Genomic DNA, 320 nt, shown 5'->3' with positions numbered 1-320 from the left:
GAATTAACCCGAATAGATTGGAATGGAAAGGAATGGAATCAACCCGAGTACAGGGGAATGGAATGGAATGCAATGGAATGGAATCAACCCGAGTGCAATCGAAAGGAATCGAATGGAATGGAATGGAATAAACCCGAGTGCAATGGAATGGAGTGGAATGGAATGGAATGGAATGGAACAACCCGAATGGAATGGAATGTAATGGAGAGTAAGGGAGTTGAATAGAATCAATCCGAATGTAATGGAATGGAATGGAACGGAATGGAATGGAATGGAATGGAATGGAATGCAATGGAATTGAATCAACCCGAGTGCAATAG

At 42.2% G+C, this 320-nt stretch carries 1 protein-coding gene; it reads left to right on the top strand.

What is annotated here, in order from left to right:
* Positions 1-225, top strand: a 225-nt coding sequence (locus tag CDN38_RS33630; protein WP_204903258.1) for a hypothetical protein, incomplete at its 5' end; no start/stop codon positions are given.
* Positions 226-320 lie beyond the last annotated feature (95 nt).

Origin of the sequence: Mycobacterium ostraviense, assembly GCF_002705925.1 — a bacterium.
GTDB classification, from domain to species: Bacteria; Actinomycetota; Actinomycetes; order Mycobacteriales; family Mycobacteriaceae; genus Mycobacterium; species Mycobacterium ostraviense.
This window is presented reverse-complemented; position numbering and strand designations above follow the sequence as displayed.